The 18,069-nt window shown below is 59.2% G+C and carries 15 protein-coding genes; 7 read left to right on the top strand and 8 right to left on the bottom strand.

The window, feature by feature from the left end; genetic code table 11:
• Positions 1–104: 104 nt before the first annotated feature.
• Positions 105–1,292, top strand: coding sequence for a C17 cyclopropane fatty acid synthase CfaB (cfaB, locus tag AAEZ09_RS12335; protein ID WP_350599603.1), 1,188 nt, complete (start codon positions 105–107; stop codon positions 1,290–1,292).
• On the opposite strand, the gene cls is transcribed toward cfaB, so the two are convergent.
• The gene (gene cls, locus AAEZ09_RS12330; protein WP_045060851.1) at positions 1,289–2,728 is read right to left on the bottom strand and encodes a cardiolipin synthase; all 1,440 of its coding nucleotides are present in this window, start codon (positions 2,726–2,728) and stop codon (positions 1,289–1,291) included. The two genes, cfaB and cls, sit on opposite strands and share 4 nt — an antisense overlap.
• Before the next feature lie 131 nt (positions 2,729–2,859).
• On the opposite strand from cls, the gene AAEZ09_RS12325 reads away from it, so the two are divergent.
• Positions 2,860–3,381: a DUF3617 domain-containing protein gene (locus AAEZ09_RS12325; protein WP_045060850.1), complete on the top strand. Its 522-nt coding sequence runs from the start codon at positions 2,860–2,862 to the stop codon at positions 3,379–3,381.
• Here the strand turns inward: AAEZ09_RS12325 and folE2 are convergent.
• Complete coding sequence (gene folE2 / locus AAEZ09_RS12320) at positions 3,348–4,268, bottom strand: GTP cyclohydrolase FolE2 (protein WP_350599602.1); 921 nt, start codon at positions 4,266–4,268, stop codon at positions 3,348–3,350. The genes AAEZ09_RS12325 and folE2 overlap by 34 nt on opposite strands.
• 105 nt (positions 4,269–4,373) lie before the next feature.
• Here folE2 and zigA point away from each other — a divergent pair, with 105 nt between their 5' ends.
• Positions 4,374–5,579: a zinc metallochaperone GTPase ZigA gene (gene zigA, locus AAEZ09_RS12315; protein ID WP_045060848.1), complete on the top strand. Its 1,206-nt coding sequence runs from the start codon at positions 4,374–4,376 to the stop codon at positions 5,577–5,579.
• A gap of 3 nt (positions 5,580–5,582) precedes the next feature.
• Here zigA and AAEZ09_RS12310 read toward each other — a convergent pair whose 3' ends face one another.
• Positions 5,583–5,939 carry an NADH:ubiquinone oxidoreductase gene (locus AAEZ09_RS12310; RefSeq protein ID WP_122840947.1) on the bottom strand — a complete coding sequence of 119 codons (357 nt, stop codon included), beginning with the start codon at positions 5,937–5,939 and terminating at the stop codon, positions 5,583–5,585.
• Between the two features lie 27 nt (positions 5,940–5,966).
• Between AAEZ09_RS12310 and AAEZ09_RS12305 the strand changes: the two genes are divergently transcribed.
• The gene (locus AAEZ09_RS12305; protein WP_205891759.1) at positions 5,967–6,929 is read left to right on the top strand and encodes a CobW family GTP-binding protein; all 963 of its coding nucleotides are present in this window, start codon (positions 5,967–5,969) and stop codon (positions 6,927–6,929) included.
• Here the strand turns inward: AAEZ09_RS12305 and AAEZ09_RS12300 are convergent.
• Complete coding sequence (locus AAEZ09_RS12300; protein WP_045060845.1) at positions 6,926–7,339, bottom strand: DUF3301 domain-containing protein; 414 nt, start codon at positions 7,337–7,339, stop codon at positions 6,926–6,928. The genes AAEZ09_RS12305 and AAEZ09_RS12300 overlap by 4 nt on opposite strands.
• 115 nt (positions 7,340–7,454) lie before the next feature.
• On the opposite strand from AAEZ09_RS12300, the gene pdxY reads away from it, so the two are divergent.
• Positions 7,455–8,327, top strand: a complete 873-nt coding sequence (gene pdxY / locus AAEZ09_RS12295) for a pyridoxal kinase PdxY (protein WP_045060844.1) — start codon at positions 7,455–7,457, stop codon at positions 8,325–8,327.
• A gap of 133 nt (positions 8,328–8,460) precedes the next feature.
• On the opposite strand, the gene AAEZ09_RS12290 is transcribed toward pdxY, so the two are convergent.
• Positions 8,461–8,943 carry an acyl-CoA thioesterase gene (locus AAEZ09_RS12290; protein WP_045060843.1) on the bottom strand — a complete coding sequence of 161 codons (483 nt, stop codon included), beginning with the start codon at positions 8,941–8,943 and terminating at the stop codon, positions 8,461–8,463.
• A 202-nt stretch (positions 8,944–9,145) separates the two neighbouring features.
• Between AAEZ09_RS12290 and AAEZ09_RS12285 the strand changes: the two genes are divergently transcribed.
• A complete protein-coding gene (locus AAEZ09_RS12285) occupies positions 9,146–10,909 on the top strand; it encodes a cation:proton antiporter (RefSeq protein WP_350599600.1) in 1,764 nt (587 codons plus the stop codon).
• Between the two features lie 58 nt (positions 10,910–10,967).
• Here the strand turns inward: AAEZ09_RS12285 and AAEZ09_RS12280 are convergent, their stop codons facing one another.
• The 3 genes from AAEZ09_RS12280 to uvrD all read right to left on the bottom strand — a co-directional run bounded on the left by AAEZ09_RS12280 (position 10,968) and on the right by uvrD (position 14,867).
• On the bottom strand, positions 10,968–11,375 hold the full coding sequence (locus tag AAEZ09_RS12280) for an SMI1/KNR4 family protein (RefSeq protein WP_034149364.1): 408 nt from the start codon (positions 11,373–11,375) through the stop codon (positions 10,968–10,970).
• A gap of 136 nt (positions 11,376–11,511) precedes the next feature.
• Positions 11,512–12,384, bottom strand: a complete 873-nt coding sequence (locus AAEZ09_RS12275) for a Tim44 domain-containing protein (protein ID WP_350599598.1) — start codon at positions 12,382–12,384, stop codon at positions 11,512–11,514.
• 299 nt (positions 12,385–12,683) lie between these two features.
• Positions 12,684–14,867: a DNA helicase II gene (uvrD, locus tag AAEZ09_RS12270; RefSeq protein ID WP_122840952.1), complete on the bottom strand. Its 2,184-nt coding sequence runs from the start codon at positions 14,865–14,867 to the stop codon at positions 12,684–12,686.
• A gap of 258 nt (positions 14,868–15,125) precedes the next feature.
• On the opposite strand from uvrD, the gene AAEZ09_RS12265 reads away from it, so the two are divergent.
• Positions 15,126–17,993, top strand: a complete 2,868-nt coding sequence (locus AAEZ09_RS12265) for an EAL domain-containing protein (protein ID WP_350599597.1) — start codon at positions 15,126–15,128, stop codon at positions 17,991–17,993.
• The last annotated feature ends 76 nt before the right edge of the window (positions 17,994–18,069 follow it).

The raw sequence follows: 18,069 nt of genomic DNA, 5'->3' as shown, positions 1-18,069 counted from the left end.
TTTTTGACCGGAAGATCCCTGGAAAGCCCGTTAAATCGATAGCCAGCTATTTTTCCAGGATGGTCTAACCTCTCATCAGACGTCTGAAACAAGGGGGATTCTCCATGCTCGCGCGTATTCCACCGGCCTTACAGAATCTGCAGTTGCCGCTTCGCTTGAGACTTTGGGATGGCCATGAATTCAATCTGGGGCCGGCGCCTAGTGTCACTATTGTGGTCAAGGACCCACAGATGGTTTCCCAGTTCACCCATCCGAGTCTGGATGCGTTGGGAGCAGCGTACGTCGAAGGCAAACTTGAGCTGGAAGGTTCAATCACCGACGTCATTCGCGTCTGCGATCAATGGAGCCAGGCCTTGATGGATGAGGACGACGCCGGTCAATTTGTGCGCACCGTGCATGACAAGGAAACCGACGCCAAGGCCATTTCCTATCACTACGATCTTTCCAACGCCTTCTACCAGCTCTGGCTCGACAGTGACATGGCGTACTCCTGCGCCTATTTCGAGACCGGCAGCGAATCCCTGGAGCAGGCACAACAAGCAAAATTTCGTCACCTGTGCCGCAAGCTGCGACTGCAACCCGGTGAGTATTTACTCGACGTGGGTTGCGGCTGGGGTGGGCTTGCGCGGTATGCCGCGCGGGAATTCGGCGCGAAAGTTTTCGGAATCACGCTCAGCAAGGAACAACTGGCGCTGGCCAGGGAGCGAGTCACCGCCGAGGGGCTGGACGACCTGGTAGAACTGCAACTGCTCGACTACCGCGACCTGCCTCAGGATGGTCGCTTCGATAAGGTGGTCAGTGTCGGCATGTTCGAACACGTCGGGCACGCTAATCTCCCGGAGTACTGCAAGACGCTTTTTGGCGCGGTAAAAGAGGGCGGCCTGGTGATGAACCATGGCATTACCGCTAAACATACCGATGGGCGTCCGGTTGGACGCGGGGCGGGTGACTTCATCGGCAAGTACGTGTTTCCCAATGGCGAGTTGCCGCACTTGTCCATGATCTCGGCCGAGATCAGTGAAGTGGGCCTTGAGATCGTCGACGTCGAGAGCTTGCGCCTGCACTATGCGCGCACGCTGGACCACTGGAGCGAGCGCCTGGAAGACAATCTGGAGGCTGCCGCGAAGCAGGTGCCGGAGCAGGCTTTGCGGATCTGGCGGCTGTATCTGGCCGGCTGTGCCTACGCATTTGCCAGGGGCTGGATCAACCTGCACCAGATACTTGCCGTCAAAGCCCATCCCGATGGCAGCCATGAACTGCCATGGACCCGCGACGACATCTATACGCCTTAAAGAATTGGCGAAATCAGCCGGGCTATCCGCATGCCGATCTGTTGCAGGCGATGGGTCTCCCGGCTTTCCTCTTTGGCTATTTCATGGGCCAGGGCGAAATCGGCGTTCAGCATCTGCTCCACCTCGCCGGCGAAAGCACTGTCGACTGTCAGCAGCATCACTTCGAAATTCAACCGGAACGAACGGTTGTCGAGGTTCGCGCTGCCGATCGCGCTGATCTCGCTATCTATCAGCACCACCTTCTGGTGCAGAAAACCAGGCTCGTAGCGGAACACCCGAACACCGGCCCGGACCGCTTCGAAAGCGTAGAGGCTGGACGCGGCATAGACGATGCGGTGGTCCGGGCGCGATGGCAACAGCAGGCGCACGTCCACTCCGCGCAACACAGCCAGACGCAGGGCGGCGAAAACAGCTTCGTCAGGAATGAAATAAGGGCTGGTGATCCAGACCCGCTGCGTGGCTGCGTGGATCGCCTCGACGAAGAACAGTGAGCAGGTTTCATAGGCATCTGCCGGGCCGCTGGCGAGCAACTGGCACAGCACTCCGTCATCCGGATAGACGTCAGGCAGTATCAGCGGGGGCAGCGAGCGCGCCGCCCAGAACCAATCTTCGGCAAACGATTCCTGCATGCAGGCAACGACTGGGCCGCGTACTTCAACGTGGGTATCACGCCAGGGTGCCAGCGGTGGTTTCTCGCCCATGTACTCGTCGCCGACATTGTGGCCACCGACAAAGCCCAGCACACCATCGACCACCACAATTTTTCGATGGTTGCGGAAGTTCACCTGAAAGCGATTTAGCCAACCGCTGCGAGTGGCGAACGCCTTGACCTCAACACCAGCATCGCGCAACGGCTGGACAAAACTGTGGGGCAGGGAGTGGCTGCCAATGCGGTCATACAACAGATAAACCGCCACTCCTTCTGCGGCTTTTTGCAGCAGCAGGCTTTGCAGACGTTGGCCGAGGCGGTCATCGTGAATGATAAAAAACTGGATCAGCACCGCTTCTTTGGCGGAGCTTATAGCCGCGAAAATAGCTTCGAAGGTGGCCTTCCCATTGATCAGCAGGCGCACTTCATTGTTCGCCAGGCACGGCATTCGTCCCAGTTTAGGCATCGCTCGCAGGGACGCGTAGGCGCTGGATGCGCGCGCGGCCAGCGCCTCTTCTACCCAGGGCCGCCAATTAAGCTCGGAGATCGCTTTGCGCATTTCCTCGTTGGCCTGCCGGCGAGCCTTGATATATCCATCAAACGTACTGCGGCCGAACACCAGGTAGGGGATGAGCGTGAAGTAGGGGATAAACACCAACGACAGGGCCCAGGCGATCGAGCCTTGGGCCGTCCTTACGGTGAGCACTGCATGAATGGCCGCGATCGAGCCGAGCGTATGGAGCAGTGCAATCATGTAGCCGAAAATGTGCGGTCCAAAGTAATCCATGGGGCAACCTTGCTCCTGAATATTCAATGCTTAACAGACCATGTTCCGTGCAGAATGTCGCTAATTAATTGGTCCATGAACCGATGCCCGTGGCTGACGTCTAACGGCCACTACTGATCAGGAGTTACACGATGAACGTTCGTCTGCTGGGTTTGGCCATGGCATTTGGTTTGGCACTTCCTGTGGCCGCTCAGGCGCAGATGCTTCAGCCAGGTTTGTGGGAATTGACCTCGAGCAACATGAAGGTCGACAACCAGGATCTCCCGGATCTGCAACTGATTCTCGGGCAGATCCAGAGCCAGATGACGCCTGAGCAACGCGCTCAACTGGAGAAGCAAGGCATCACCATGGGTGGCAAGGGTATTCGCGCCTGCCTGACTCCGGAACAGGTGAAGACCGACAATATCCCCCTGACGGATCCTCAGTCGGGCTGCAAGCAGGAAATCACCGAGCGTACCGGCAACCAGTGGAAATTCCGGTTCAGCTGTCCGAAGGCACAGGGTACCGGCGTGGCCACTTTCCTCAGCGATCGTGAGTTCACTACCAAGGTCAACGGTACATTCAATGCCACCGGTATTCAGCAGAAGGGTAGCCTCGATACTCGAGCCGTGTGGCTGGGTCAGGATTGCGGTACGGTCAAGCCTCGAGCCTGATCCCGATTCCATTCGCTCTGTGCCACAGCGTCGTGGGCATGCAGGCTCTCTGCATGCACCACGCGTAGCTGAAACCCGTCGATTTCATCGCAGTGTTTGAGGGCAATGTGCAGACGTCGCGCGGCGTCTTCGCAGAACATCAGGTTCTGTCCATTTGCCAACGCGAAAGCTTGTTCGTCGGCGCGTTTAACCGCTGTTTGTACTGCGGTGCCTAACGCTGCTTCTGCCACATCTATTATTTTTACCAGTGGTAACTCCCACCCATTCGGAATTATCCGGGCTTGCAGTTGTGCGCTACTGCGCTGGCTGTGAGGTGTCGCAACAATTCCATTTGCGCCACCCAACCACATAAGCACCTCGGTATGCCGCAAAGTCCTGTTGGCGAAATCATTCATGAATTGCTGCTGGATCAGTTGCCGCGAAAGGGCGGCTGAGCAGGGGCAGGTCGACGAGTAGATGACTTCGACATTTAGTTCCACGTGGAACATTCCATTTTCCAGGCGCGCTTGAACACTCACTGGGTATGACCGCCAGCCGGATAATTGGGTGATCAGTGCCGGTCTTTTTAACAGCAGCTCAAAGTGAATGTTGAGGTAGGCACTGTTTGAAAGTCCCTCATGACTCCGCAGAAAGCACTGCAGTACCTGGCTCAAGCGCGCAGGCGTCAGCTCCTGTTGCTCGAGCGATTCTAATGCCAGGTATAGGCGTGACATGTGGATGCCGCGTGCGTCGCCATCGTCCAGGCTGACCCCCGCATCGGCTTTTGCCGAGCATTGCTGGCCGTTGAGCACCACGGGAATGGCAATCCCGCGCATGCCGACCCAATCCAGCGGCAGTGTTTGGTGGGAGGCCTGGGTGGCGATATCCGGCAACGTCAGCGCGTTCATGAGGCAGTTCCATCGTAGAGGTAGATGTTCTATGTTATGTTATTACATATTGAATCTACCACGCCTTTTCTCACAAGAGCGTGCAATGCCTACGAGGAATTTCGCATGCCCCACCGTCTACCCGTCACCGTGCTGTCTGGCTTTTTAGGCGCGGGCAAAAGCACGCTGCTCAACCATGTGCTGCGAAATCGCGAAAACCTGCGGGTGGCCGTGATCGTCAATGACATGAGCGAAATCAACATTGATGGCAGTGAGGTTCAGCGTGACGTCAGCCTGAACCGCGCTGAAGAGAAGCTCGTGGAAATGAGCAACGGCTGCATTTGCTGCACGCTGCGCGAAGATCTTCTGGAGGAGGTGAGCAAGCTCGCCAGGGACGGTCGTTTCGATTACCTGCTGATCGAGTCGACGGGAATATCCGAACCATTGCCGGTTGCTGAAACATTCACCTTCCGCGACGAACAAGGACAGAGCCTGGCCGATCTGGCGCGCCTCGATACCATGGTCACGGTAGTTGATGGGGTGAACTTTCTCCTCGACTACCAGGCCGCAGACAGCCTCGCATCAAGGGGTGAAACCCTGGGTGAGGGTGACGAGCGATCCATTACCGACTTGTTGATCGAGCAGATTGAGTTTGCCGACGTCATTCTGATCAGCAAGGTCGATCTGATCAGCAGCAGCGAACGCTTGGAGTTAATGGCGATTCTTGCGCGGCTTAACGCCCAGGCAGAGATCATTCCAATGGTCATGGGCGAAGTTGCCTTGGGCAGAATCCTTGATACGGGTCGTTTCGATTTCGACAAGGCCGCCCAGGCCCCTGGCTGGCTGCGAGAGCTGCGCGGTGAGCACCTGCCGGAGACCGAGGAGTATGGCATCGCTTCCACCGCCTATCGGGCGCTTAAACCTTTTCATCCCCGGCGTTTTTTCGATTTCATCAACGGCTCCTGGGAAAATGGCAAATTGCTGCGTTCCAAGGGGTTTTTCTGGCTCGCCAGCAAGCACATGGACGCGGGTAGCTGGTCTCAGGCGGGCGGCTTGATGCGCCATGGATATGCTGGGCGCTGGTGGCGTTTTGTGCCACAGGAGCAGTGGCCACAGGACGACGAAAGCATCGCTGCAATCCGAAAAAACTGGGCTGTCGACACCGGCGATTGCCGCCAGGAGCTGGTGTTCATCGGCCAGAATATCGACTTCGCAAAACTCACCGGCGAGCTGGACGACTGCTTGCTCACTGAAGCAGAAATGGCATTGGGTGTGTCGGGCTGGCAACAGCTGACGGACCCGTTCGGACCGTGGTACGAGGAAGTCGCCTGAGGCTCAAGGCTTGAGCCAGTTGCCCTGGCTTTGTGCCTCGCAATAGGGCTTGAGGTACGCCTGATCGGTCACCACACCGTAATAGTGAATATCCTGCCGGTACGGCATATTGGCGACCTGGGCGTTGCTGCAGACGCCAAACGCCCCGGCAGGGCATTCGTTCACATACTGCACGTCGACTTTCTGCCCGGGCAGGTTGGGCTGGCAAAAACCATCGGCGAAGAGTTTTTCCGGTATGTTGCGGTTCTGCTGGCACACTTTCACATCCAGTCGCTCGGCGGTACTGTGAACCACGCAGGCCTGCGCCAGTACCTCGCCCGAGGTCAGCGCCAGGAGCAACGACAATCCCGTCAACCGCATCTTCTACCCCCTTAGAATCCGTCAATCATGTTGCAGAACATCCCGACCCACGTCATTGCCGGCCCCTTGGGTGCTGGCAAGACCAGCCTGATCAGGCAGTTGCTTGAGCAGCGGCCCCAGAACGAACGTTGGGCAGTGCTGATCAATGAGTTCGGCCAGATCGGCCTGGACGCAGCGCTATTAACCAGCGACGCCGATGGTATCGCACTGGGTGAAGTGGCCGGGGGATGTTTGTGCTGCGTAAACGGTGCGCCTTTTCAGATAGGGCTGGGACGTCTGCTGCGCAAGGCACGGCCCGATCGGCTGTTTATCGAGCCGTCCGGGTTGGGTCATCCGGCGCAATTGCTCAGGCAACTGAACGAGGGGCCGTGGCTGGGTGTACTGGCTGTACAGCCGTGTGTACTGGTGCTGGATGCCCAGGCGCTAGCCCTTGGCAAAACCTTGCCACAGGCGCAACAGGAAGCGCTGGGCAGCGCCGGCTTGTTGTTGCTGAACAAGTCGGAACAGCTCAATGAAGCAGATCGCCAGCGCATCGCCGCCAGCCTGCCAGCGCGCCCACTGCACTGGACCCGGCACGCAGCACTGCCGCTAAGCGCACTACCGGGGCTCGATGCGTGCGCTGTGGCCGCTGTGGATAACTTCATCGCGCCCAAGGGGCTGGGACAGCTGCCGGCACTATGGACTGACCCTGCAACGCCGATTTGTCTCTGTCAGGAACAGCAGGGCAGCTGGAGCGTTGGCTGGCGCTGGCACCCGAGCCAGACGTTCCAATTGGCCCACGTCAGTCGATGGCTTGAGGGCATGGTGTGGCGGCGGGCAAAGCTGGTTATTCACAGCGATGCAGGTTGGGTGTCCGCCAATGCGCTGGATAACTCGCCGTTGCAATGGCGGCCCAGTGAGTGGCGCCTGGATTCGCGCATCGAGTTGATCTTCGATGCCCCAGGGGATGTGGTGACGCTACAAGAGACGTTGGCTGATTGCCTGCTCTAAGGCCTCCACTTGTTGTGATCCTGGCGCCATTGGCTCAGCTCGATCACTTCAGCGCGGGGTTTGACGATGTCGACCACCGCCGGTGATTCATCGAATGGCATCGGGTAGGGCGCCAGTTCGATCTGCGCGCTGTGGGCGCCGAACTGGGTGATCGTGCCGTTATGACGGCTTTCGCCGGTTACGGTGAATTCAAAGTTATACACACGGGCCAGGCGCCGGCGGTCGTTGGCATCCTTCATGAAGCCAATTTTTTTCAGCGCGACATTACCGTCCAGCAGCTCGATACCCAGCTTGGCGCAGTGCTGCTTGACCCGCTCCAGTGCACGTTCGCGCAAACCATGGTTATGCCACAGCCACGCGCCAGCGGTGGCCAGCAGCATCAGCACGAAGATATTTCCGAGGGTCAGCATCAACAGGGTGCTCCAACAAGATAGTGTCAGCTTAACTGTGTCCCCGGTCTGTCGTACAGGCTGCGTTTAGTCGCATACTGCGCGGCTCGAATTTCGTTTGACGGAAACTCAGCGCATGAAACGTACACCCCATCTGCTCGCCATCCAGTCCCACGTGGTATTCGGCCATGCTGGCAATAGCGCCGCGGTTTTCCCGATGCAACGGGTCGGGGTAAACGTATGGCCGCTTAACACTGTGCAGTTCTCCAACCATACCCAATACGGCCAATGGGCCGGGGAAGTCTTGTCGCCGCAACAGATTCCGGCATTGGTGGAAGGCATCGCGGCAATCGGTGAGCTGGGCAATTGTGATGCGGTGCTCTCCGGGTACCTGGGCAGTGCGGCCCAGGGACGGGCGATCCTGACCGGTGTCGCGCGGATCAAGTCGATGAATCCCAAGGCGTTATACCTGTGCGACCCGGTGATGGGTCACCCGGAGAAGGGCTGCAGTGTGCCGCAGGAGGTCAGCGATTTCCTTCTGGAAGAAGCGGCGGCCGTGGCCGACTTCATGTGCCCGAACCAGTTGGAGCTGGACAGCTTTTCAGGGCGCCGCCCGCAATCGCTGTTCGACTGCCTGGCCATGGCGCGAGCACTGCTGGCCCGTGGCCCCAAGGCAGTGTTGGTCAAGCACCTGGACTATCCCGGGAAAGCGGCGGATGTGTTCGAAATGCTGCTGGTCACAGCCGAGAACAGCTGGCATTTGCGCCGTCCGCTGTTGGCGTTCCCGCGGCAGCCGGTGGGCGTGGGCGACCTGACTTCAGGGTTGTTCCTGGCGCGAGTGCTGTTGGGGGACAGCCTGGTGGCGGCGTTCGAATTCGCGGCGTCGGCGGTGCATGAAGTGCTGCTGGAGACCCAGGCGTGTGCCAGCTACGAGTTGGAACTGGTGCGGGCTCAGGACCGCATTGCGCATCCGCGGGTGCGGTTTGAGGCGACTGCGATCAGCCTCTGATTTTGCGTTGAACCCATTCGCGGGCAAGCCCGCTCCCACAGAGATTGTCAGTGGACACAATATTTGTGCACCCGGCAGATTTCCTGTGGGAGCGGGCTTGCCCGCGAAAGCTATCTAAGGTCGAAACCAGACCTCAGGCGTCGCCCTTGATCTCCTGATAACGCTTTTCCAGCTCCTGACGAATCTGCCGGCGTTGCTGGGCCTGCACATATCGGCGTTTGTCTTCGCTGTTCTGTGGTTGCAGCGGTGGAACGGAGGCCGGCTTGCGGTCGTCATCTACCGCCACCATGGTGAAAAAACAGCTGTTGGTATGCCGCACCGAGCGTTCACGAATGTTCTCGGTGACGACCTTGATCCCGACTTCCATCGACGTGTTGCCGGTGTAGTTCACCGAGGCCAGGAAGGTCACCAGCTCGCCGACGTGAATGGGTTCGCGAAAGATCACCTGGTCCACCGACAAGGTCACCACATAGCGGCCGGCATAACGGCTGGCGCAGGCATACGCGACTTCGTCGAGGTACTTGAGCAGAGTGCCGCCGTGAACATTGCCAGAGAAGTTGGCCATGTCGGGGGTCATCAATACCGTCATCGACAGTTGGGCGTTTCCGGGTTCCATAAAGTGCTCACGGTTCAAGGCAGGTTATTGGGGCGCACCTCTGCGGGTGCCTTGTCAGCTTTTTTCAAACCAACAGTTATCGGGACGCCGGGCGGGTGGCTGCCGTCACGCCCTGGCCGATCTGTTTCCATATATTGCACCGCCTTTCTGGCGGAAGTCGCGGTGTTACGCTCCAAAAGTCGACCCAAAGGAGCCCCACACCATGCATGCGATCAGTTTTATCCAGGATCTGGCAGTGATCATGTTGGTCGCCGGGGTGGTCACGGTGTTGTTCCACAGGCTTAAACAACCTGTGGTCCTGGGCTACATCGTTGCCGGCTTCATCATTGGCCCGCACACCCCGCCGTTCGGCCTTATCCACGATGAAGAAACCATCAAGACCCTGGCCGAACTCGGGGTGGTCTTCCTGATGTTCTGCCTGGGCCTGGAGTTCAGCCTGCGCAAGCTGTTCAAGGTCGGCGCCACAGCGTTTATCGCAGCGTTCCTGGAAATCGTACTGATGATCTGGATCGGCTATGAAATCGGCCGCTGGTTCGACTGGAACACCATGGATTCGCTGTTCCTTGGCGCGATCCTGGCGATTTCCTCGACCACTATCATCGTCAAGGCGCTGAACGACTTGAAGATGAAGAACGAGCGCTTTGCACAGTTGATCTTTGGCGTGTTGATCGTCGAGGACATCCTCGGCATCGGGATTATCGCCTTGCTGTCGAGCATCGCGGTGAGCGGTACCGTGAGCTCCGGCGAAGTCTTTTCTACGGTCGGCAAGCTGTCGCTGTTCATGATTGTCGCGTTGGTGATCGGCATTCTGCTGGTGCCGCGCCTGCTGGCTTACGTGGCCAGATTCGAAAGCAACGAAATGCTCTTGATCACCGTGCTGGGGCTTTGCTTCGGCTTCTGCCTGCTGGTGGTCAAGCTCGAGTACAGCATGGTGCTGGGAGCGTTCCTGATTGGCGCAATCATGGCGGAATCGCGGCAACTGCTGAAGATTGAGCGCCTGATTGAACCAGTGCGTGATCTGTTCAGCGCAATATTTTTTGTCGCCATCGGGCTGATGCTCGATCCGATGATCCTGCTGCAATATGCCTGGCCCATCGCGGTGATCACTGTTGCGGTGGTGCTGGGCAAGATGCTGTCCTGCGGCTTGGGCGCGTTTATCGCAGGCAATGACGGACGTACTTCACTGCGGGTTGGCATGGGGCTTTCACAGATTGGCGAGTTCTCCTTCATCATTGCGGCGCTGGGCATGACGCTGCAGGTGACCAGTAATTTCCTGTATCCGGTGGCCGTTGCCGTGTCGGTCATCACCACGCTGCTGACGCCGTATCTGATCCGCGCGGCGGACCCCCTGTCGATCAAGCTGGCAGCGGTGATGCCTCAGCGACTGGGCCGGGTATTGGGCATGTATGGCGAATGGTTGCGCAGCATCCAGCCCCAAGGCGAGGGTGCGCTGCTGGCGTCGATGATCCGGCGGATTCTGTTGCAGGTCGGCGTCAACCTGGCGCTGGTGATTGCGATTTTCTTCTCGGGGGCATTTTTCGCCGAGCGCATGTCTGCCTACCTGCAGGACTGGATCAGTGATCCGAGCTGGCAGAAGGCGTTGATTTGGGGTGGGGCGTTGATCCTGTCGCTGCCATTTCTGATCGCCGCCTATCGCAAGCTCAAGGCGTTGTCGATGCTGCTGGCGGAAATGGGCGTCAAGCCGGAGATGGCGGGGCGTCACACGCAGCGGGTACGACGGGTGATCGCTGAAGTGATTCCGATCCTGTCGCTGCTGGTGATTTTCCTGCTGCTGGCGGCCTTGTCGGCGAGTATTTTGCCAACCAACAAGCTGCTGGTGTTGATCGGCGTCGTGGCGGCCGCTGTGGCTGCCGTGTTGTGGCGCTGGTTCATTCGCGTTCACACGCGGATGCAGGTGGCCCTGCTGGAGACCCTGGACAATCACAAGGAATCGTCAGGCCATTGATTGAACCTGCAGCCCTCGGGCCGCTGCGCGGGCTGATGGCTGCAGAATACTGCGTGGCTCAGCTTTCCAGCCAGACGTCTCGGGCCCAGTGCCATACCGATTCCCAGGTTTCTTCGGCAATCAGCTCTTCTTCGGCTTGCCAAAGCACCACGGTGCCGTCTTCTTCGACGCAGTAGTAGTCGTCGCCGTCCTGGCAGATCGGGATCAGGCTGCGATCGACGCCCGCATCCCAGGCATTGGCCGCCACGTCCGGCAGGTAGGTGTGGGACTGCGGGTCGGTCACCGTCACCGGCTCCAGGCTGCCGTAGACCACGTCGCTGACGGTCAGCAAAAATTCTCTGAAGACGAATGGAATGTCGATGAACAGTTGCTCTTCGATCTCTACCAGCATGTCTTCGTCAGGCAGTTCCAAGGGGACTGGTACCGGTTCGTTGGCTTCACGCAGTTGTTCGATGATTTCTTCCACGTCCGGGATCCTCTTGCTGTTGGCGCGGTTTGGTTGGGGCGGTTTATACAGTAGCTTGCTATAGATGCAACCGCGAAATAGAAAACCCCAGCCGGGGCTGGGGTTTTTATTACAGCATTTTTAAAGCAGCGGGTGATCAGCCGTTCTGGCGGATACCGGCTACCAGCCAAGGCTGGTTCTCGCCCTGTGGACGTTCCATGTTCCAGCTTTCGCTGAACACTTCGCCCTGGTCGAAGCGCGAGGTCTTCGACAGACCGCTGAAGGTCAGGGTGGCGATGGTTTTGTCCGCACGGTCATCCACGCCGTCCAGTTGCACATTGAGGTTATCAATGTAGGTGGACTGGAAGCCGTCGCCCAGATCAGCGCGCTCGCGCTTCAGGAACTCCAGCAGTTGCGGGGTCACGAACTCGGCGATCTTGTCCATTTCGTTAGCGTCCCAGTGCTGCTGCAGGGACTGGAAGTGGTTGCGAGCTGCTTCAATGAAGTTGTTTTCATTGAACCAGGCTGGCGCATTGATCACCGGACGTGCGGCAACCGGCGCTGCTGCACCGCCGAAGATCGAACCCATGCCAGCAGGCTTCTGCTCGAACACTTCACGCTGCATTGGCGCGCCGGCCGGGGCCAGGTGCTCCTGCTGCTTGCGGCGACGAGCGGCGATGAAGCGGAAGACCAGGAAGGCGATGACCGCCATGATCAGGATGTCGAAGATCTGCATGCCCTGGAAGCCGCCGCCCATGAACATGGAGGCCAGCAGGCCACCGGCAGCGATACCGGCCAGAGGGCCGAGCCAGCGCGACGCACCGCCGGCTTTGGCAGCGGCGCCAGCGGCACCGGCGGCGCCTGCAGTGGCAGCAGCGCCACCGGCAGCAGAAGAAGGAGCCATTTGGCTGGTCTGGTGAGTCGGCGCAGCGCCGGAGCTCTTGCCGCCACCAAAGCGCTTGGCGTTGGCGTCGAGGCTCATCGTCAGGCCGATGCACAACGCCATGGCGATGCTAAGAAAACGTTTCATAAAGGGAATTCCCATTTGTGGAAGGCACGCGCGCCATGTTGCACAGCTGAAGTGTTACTGGCTAGCGGCAGAGTGTTTCGGGCTTTTGCCTGACAGGTATGGTTCAGCTTCGTCGAGGCAATAAGGGTATGTACTTTTGTCTGTAGGAAAAAGGGATAGGTTCACAGAGAAATGAAACCCTGTAGGAGCGGGATTGCCCGCGAAAGCCGTTTAGTACCTGGCATGGATGCCAGCTGATACACGGTATTCACGAGCGAGTCGCACCGCCGCTCCCACCTGCAAGACCTGCTTGCAGGTCCCTAGACGGCTTCCAGCTTGGCGTAGCCGAGCATCAGCCATTTGCTGCCTTCGCTGAAGTTCACCTGCACCCGGGCCTGGGCGCCGGCGCCTTCGAAGTTGAGGATCACGCCGTCGCCAAAGATTGAGTGACGCACCGTCTGACCCAGGCTGAAGCCGGTTTCCGGAATTTCACTGCCACTGAACAGGTTGCTGCCACTCATCGACTGGTTGCCGCCGAAGGGCCGGCTGACGCTGTTCGACAAGCGTACTTCCTGGATAAGACCCTTCGGGATCTCACGTACGAAGCGCGACACCTTGTTGTAGGTCTCGCTGCCATACAGGCGGCGGGTTTCGGCGTAGGTCATTACCAGGTTCTGCATGGCCCGTGTGATGCCGACGTAGGCCAGGCGGCGTTCTTCTTCAAGGCGTCCGGGTTCTTCCAGGCTCATCTTGTGCGGGAACAGGCCTTCTTCCATGCCCACCAGGAACACATAAGGGAATTCCAGGCCCTTGGCGCTGTGCAACGTCATCAGCTGAATGCTGTCTTCGTGTTCGTCGGCCTGGGTATCCCCGGCCTCCAGCGAGGCGTGGCCGAGGAATGCGGCCAGCGGCGTGAGGTCCTCGTCTTCCTCGGTGTTTTCGAAGTTGCGGGCAGCGCTGACCAGTTCCTCAAGGTTTTCCACCCGTGCCTGGCCTTTTTCACCTTTTTCCGCTTCGTGGTAGGCAATCAGCCCGGACTGCTCGATAACAGTCTGGGTCATCAGGTGCAGCGGCATTTCCATGCATTTGGCGGCGAGGTTCTCGATCAGCTCGATAAAGCCTCCCAAGGCGCCGGCAGCACGTCCGGTAAGGCCCTTGTTGGCCACCAGCAGGCGCATGGCTTCCCACATCGAGACGTCGCTATGGCGCGCATGCTCGCGGATCGCTTCGACGGTTTTCTCACCGATGCCACGGGCGGGCACGTTGATCACCCGTTCCAGGGCGGCGTCGTTGCCTCGACCTTCCAGTAACCGCAGGTACGCCATGGCGTTCTTGATTTCTGCACGCTCGAAGAAGCGCTGGCCGCCATAGATGCGATACGGAATGCGTTCGCGCAGCAATGCTTCTTCCAGAACGCGAGATTGGGCGTTCGAGCGATACAGAATTGCGATATCGCTGCGTGCAAGGCCAGTTTTCAGCGCGCTTTCGATGGTTTCGACAACGTAACGCGCCTCATCGTGCTCGTTGAAAGCCGCGTACAGGTTGATCGCCTCGCCATCGCCGCCGTCCGTCCACAGTTCTTTGCCCAGGCGCCCGGTGTTGTTGGCGATCAGGGCATTGGCCGCTTTGAGGATGCCGGCCGTGGAGCGGTAGTTCTGCTCCAGGCGGATGGTTTGCGAATCCGGGAAGTCGGAGGAGTACTGATGAATGTTTTCGATTTTCGCGCCGCGCCAGCCGTAAATCGACTGGTCGTCATCGCCTACAACCATCAGGCTGTCGCCGCCCTTGCCCAGCAGGCGCAGCCAGGCGTACTGCACGGCGTTGGTATCCTGGAATTCGTCCACCAGAATGTGCCGGAAGCGTTTTTGATAATGCGCCAGCAGGCCCGGGTGATCACGCCACAGGTCGAGTGCGCGCAGCAGCAGTTCGGAGAAATCGATGACACCTGCGCGCAGGCAAGCGGCCTCATAGGCTTCGTAGATGCTGCGCATGGTCGCCAGGAACAGGTCGCCACTGGCCTGGATGTGTTGTGGCCGCAGGCCTTCGTCTTTCTGCCCGTTGATGAACCATTGCGCCTGGCGCGCTGGCCAGCGTTGTTCGTCCAGCCCCAGCTCGCGGATCACCCGCTTGACCAGCCGCTGCTGGTCGTCGCTGTCGAGAATCTGGAAGGTCTGGCTCAGGCCGGCTTCCTGCCAATGCGCCCGCAACAAGCGGTGCGCCAGGCCGTGGAAGGTGCCTACCCACATGCCGGCCGGGTTGATACCCATCAGCTGCTCGATGCGATGACGCATCTCGGCAGCGGCCTTGTTGGTAAAGGTCACCGACAGGATCGAGTGGGGTGAGGCGTTCTCGACCTGGATCAACCAGGCGATACGGTGCACCAGCACTCGGGTTTTACCGGAACCAGCACCGGCCAGGACCAACTGACGACCCACGGAGGCAGCTACGGCCTGGCGTTGGGCATCGTTGAGGGAGTTCAGCAGAAGGGAGAGATCATCGCGCATCGGGGCATTCTAGGGTGCGCCGTCACACCGGGCAAACCGAGCTTTGCATTAGCCGATGAAAGACGCACGGATGACGACCGGTCAGTCACTGCCTGCAAGCGCTGGCGGGGCTTGCTCTGCGGCTTTTCAGGGGGCAAGTGCAACCGCAGATTTCATGTTTTTTATAGTGGGCGGCGGTTTGGTCCAGCCACGTGCTTGTGTATGCTCCGTCGACGATTCGGGCACAAGCTCACCATTATAAGAACAAGAATATTGCCTATGACCCTCAGCATCGACCTGTCGGGCCCCTCCGTGGAGCCCCGGGTTATCCGCAGACAATACGCCATGGAAATGGCGGTGGAGCGCACGCGTCTGCTTTACCAGGGATCGCTGCTGCCTACTTTGTTCATGCTGATCAATGGCCTGGTCTGCGCCGGCCTGCTCTGGAGCCCGCAACGCTACTTTCTGGTCAGCATCTGGCTGGTGTGGTTGCTCTCACTGGTGGCGTTGCGGGTTATCCAGGTCGCGGCTTTCGATTCAGCGATCCCCAACCGTCAGGCGCATCCGGTCTGGCGCCGCATGTTCATGCTCGGCTCGGGTCTGACCGGCTTGACCCTGGCGGGTGCCGGTATCGCGCTGGTCCCGGCGGACACCTTCATCCAGCAAGCCTGGGTATTTGGCCTGATCGGGGCCGCTGCGCTGTCGGCGAGCGTGGCGTACGCCGTCAGCCTCCCGGCGTTTCTTTCCTTTACGTTGCCCTGTCTGTTGCCGGCGATCGCCTATCTGTTTTGGGGCGGCGATGAGCAAGGCCAGGGCTGGGGCTGGTTCGGCCTGATTTTGCTGGGGGCGTTGAGCGTGGTCGCCTGGCAGGTCAACCGGCTGATCGATCGCGGCTTGTTGCGTCGCTTCCAGAATCAGGCACTGATCGAGCACCTGCAGCAGGCTCAAACCAGCAGCGATCAACTGAATAAGAAGCTGGCCAGGGAGGTTGAGCAGCGTAATTGCGCTGAAGCTGAACTACGGGCCATTCAGGCCGGGCTGGAAGGCCGTGTTGCCCAGCGCAGCCTCGAACTCGACCTGGCCAACCAGGCCCTCAGTAAAAGCGAGGCGCGTCTGGCATTGGCGCTGAAAGCCAGTGAGCTCGGGTTGTGGGACTGGAACCTGCAGACGGACGAAGTCCACCACACGCAGCTTCAGGAATTGTTCGGCCTGGAGCCAGAGTTAGTGACGGCCATGCTGCGCCATCTCAAGCCACGCCTGCACCCCGAGGACCTGCCGGCGCTCAAGCGCGCATTGGTTGAGCACCTGAAGGGTCGCAGCGAGGACTATCAGATCGAATACCGCGTGCGTCACGGTGACGGTCACTGGGTATGGATCGAGGACCGTGGACGGGCGGTGGAGCGCGGCGAAAATGGCCGGGTGGTGCGCATGGTCGGGACTCGACGCAACATCAGCGTCAGCAAGCACCACGAAACGCAACAGCAACTGGCTGCGACGGTCTTTGAAGCGGCCAGTGAAGGCATTGTGATTTTCGATCCCAATTACGCCCTGATCGCCGCTAATCAGGCCTTCTGCCGAGTGACCGGCTATGAGATCGAAGACCTGCTCGGACTGAGTGTGGTCGATCTGCCGTGCAGTCGTGACGCTCGCCGGCACTACAGCGCCATCCGCCAGGCACTGGAGCAGCATGGCAGCTGGCAGGGCGAACTGGTGGAGACGCGGAAAAATGGTGAGTTGTATCCGCAATGGTTGCAGCTAAGTGCGGTGCGTGATAATCGGGGAAATGTAAGTCATCTTGTCGGCTTCTTCGCTGATCTTTCGGCCAGGCGCGAATCCGAAGAACGGATGCGGTTTCTCACCCATTACGACGAGTTGACGGGCCTGGCCAACCGCTCGCTGTTCCGCGAGCGCCTGCGCGAGGCTCATCAACGGATGCGTCAGGGCGGGCGCAGCCTGGCGTTGCTGCATATCAATCTGGACCGGTTCAAGTTGCTCAACGAGAGCCTGGGCCATGACATTGCCGACGAGCTATTGCAGAAAATCGCCCGCAGGTTGGTAAGTGCGCTGCCCGAGGCCGAAACTATTGCACGCTTGTCCGGCGACGAATTTGCCGTGCTGTTTGACAGCTACGCCAACCTCTCCAGTCTGGCCCGGGTGGCGACACGGGTGTCCGCCAAGTTGCGTTTGCCATTGAACATCGACGGACATGAGCTGGTAGTCAGTGCGTCGATGGGCATCAGTATGCTCCCGGACAACGCCCGGGAAATCTCAGCGCTGGTCAGCCAGTCGAACATGGCCATGCAGCATGCCAAACACTTGGGTGGCAATAATTTCCAGTTCTACACCGAGAGCCTGCAAGCCAGCACCCTGGAGCGATTGCAGCTGGAAAACCAGCTGCGCAAAGCGATCGATGAGAAGCAGCTCAAAGTGTTCTACCAACCCAAGCTCTGCCTCGCCACGGGACGCCTGAATGCCGCCGAAGCCTTGGTGCGCTGGGATCATCCCGACAGGGGCAGGGTGTCGCCTGCAGAGTTCATTGGCCTGGCCGAGGAAACCGGGTTGATCGGTCCGATCGGCGAGTTCGTGCTGCGTCAGGCCTGCTGGCAAGCGTGCGAGTGGCAGCGCCAGGGGCTCGAGCCGATTCGTGTGTCGGTCAATCTGTCTGTGCATCAGCTGCGTCAGGGCAAGTTGGTCAGCCTGGTTCGACAGGTGCTGGAAGAAACCGGGCTGGCGCCGCAATACCTTGAGCTTGAACTGACCGAAAGTCAGTTGCTGGACAGCGTCGAGCACATCATTTCGACGTTCCAGCAGCTACGGGACCTGGGGGTAAAACTGGCGATCGACGACTTTGGCACCGGCTATTCGTCTTTGAGCTACCTCAAGCGCATTCCGGTGGACTACGTGAAAATCGATCAGACGTTTATTCGCGGCCTGGGCGAGGGGCAGATGGATGCCGCGATCACCCGCGCGATCATCGCCATGGCCCATGGCTTGTCGTTGAAAGTGGTGGCTGAGGGAGTGGAGCGGCCCGAGCAACTTGAGTTCCTGCGAGGCGAACATTGTGATGAGGTGCAGGGCTACCTGATCAGCAAGCCCGTTGAGGCGCAACAGCTAGCGAGCCTTCTGCAGTTGCAGGGCTCGAAGTAAATCCGTGAAGGCGTGATTGGCGCTACATGGAGCCATGCTCTGCTGAAAACGAGGGATTCGGTTACGGATTGAGCAG

This window comes from Pseudomonas sp. 65/3-MNA-CIBAN-0223, from assembly GCF_040310425.1.
GTDB lineage: Bacteria > Pseudomonadota > Gammaproteobacteria > Pseudomonadales > Pseudomonadaceae > Aquipseudomonas > Aquipseudomonas gregormendelii.
The sequence above is the reverse complement of the archived record's forward strand: the minus strand, read 5'-3'. Positions and strand labels throughout refer to the sequence as shown.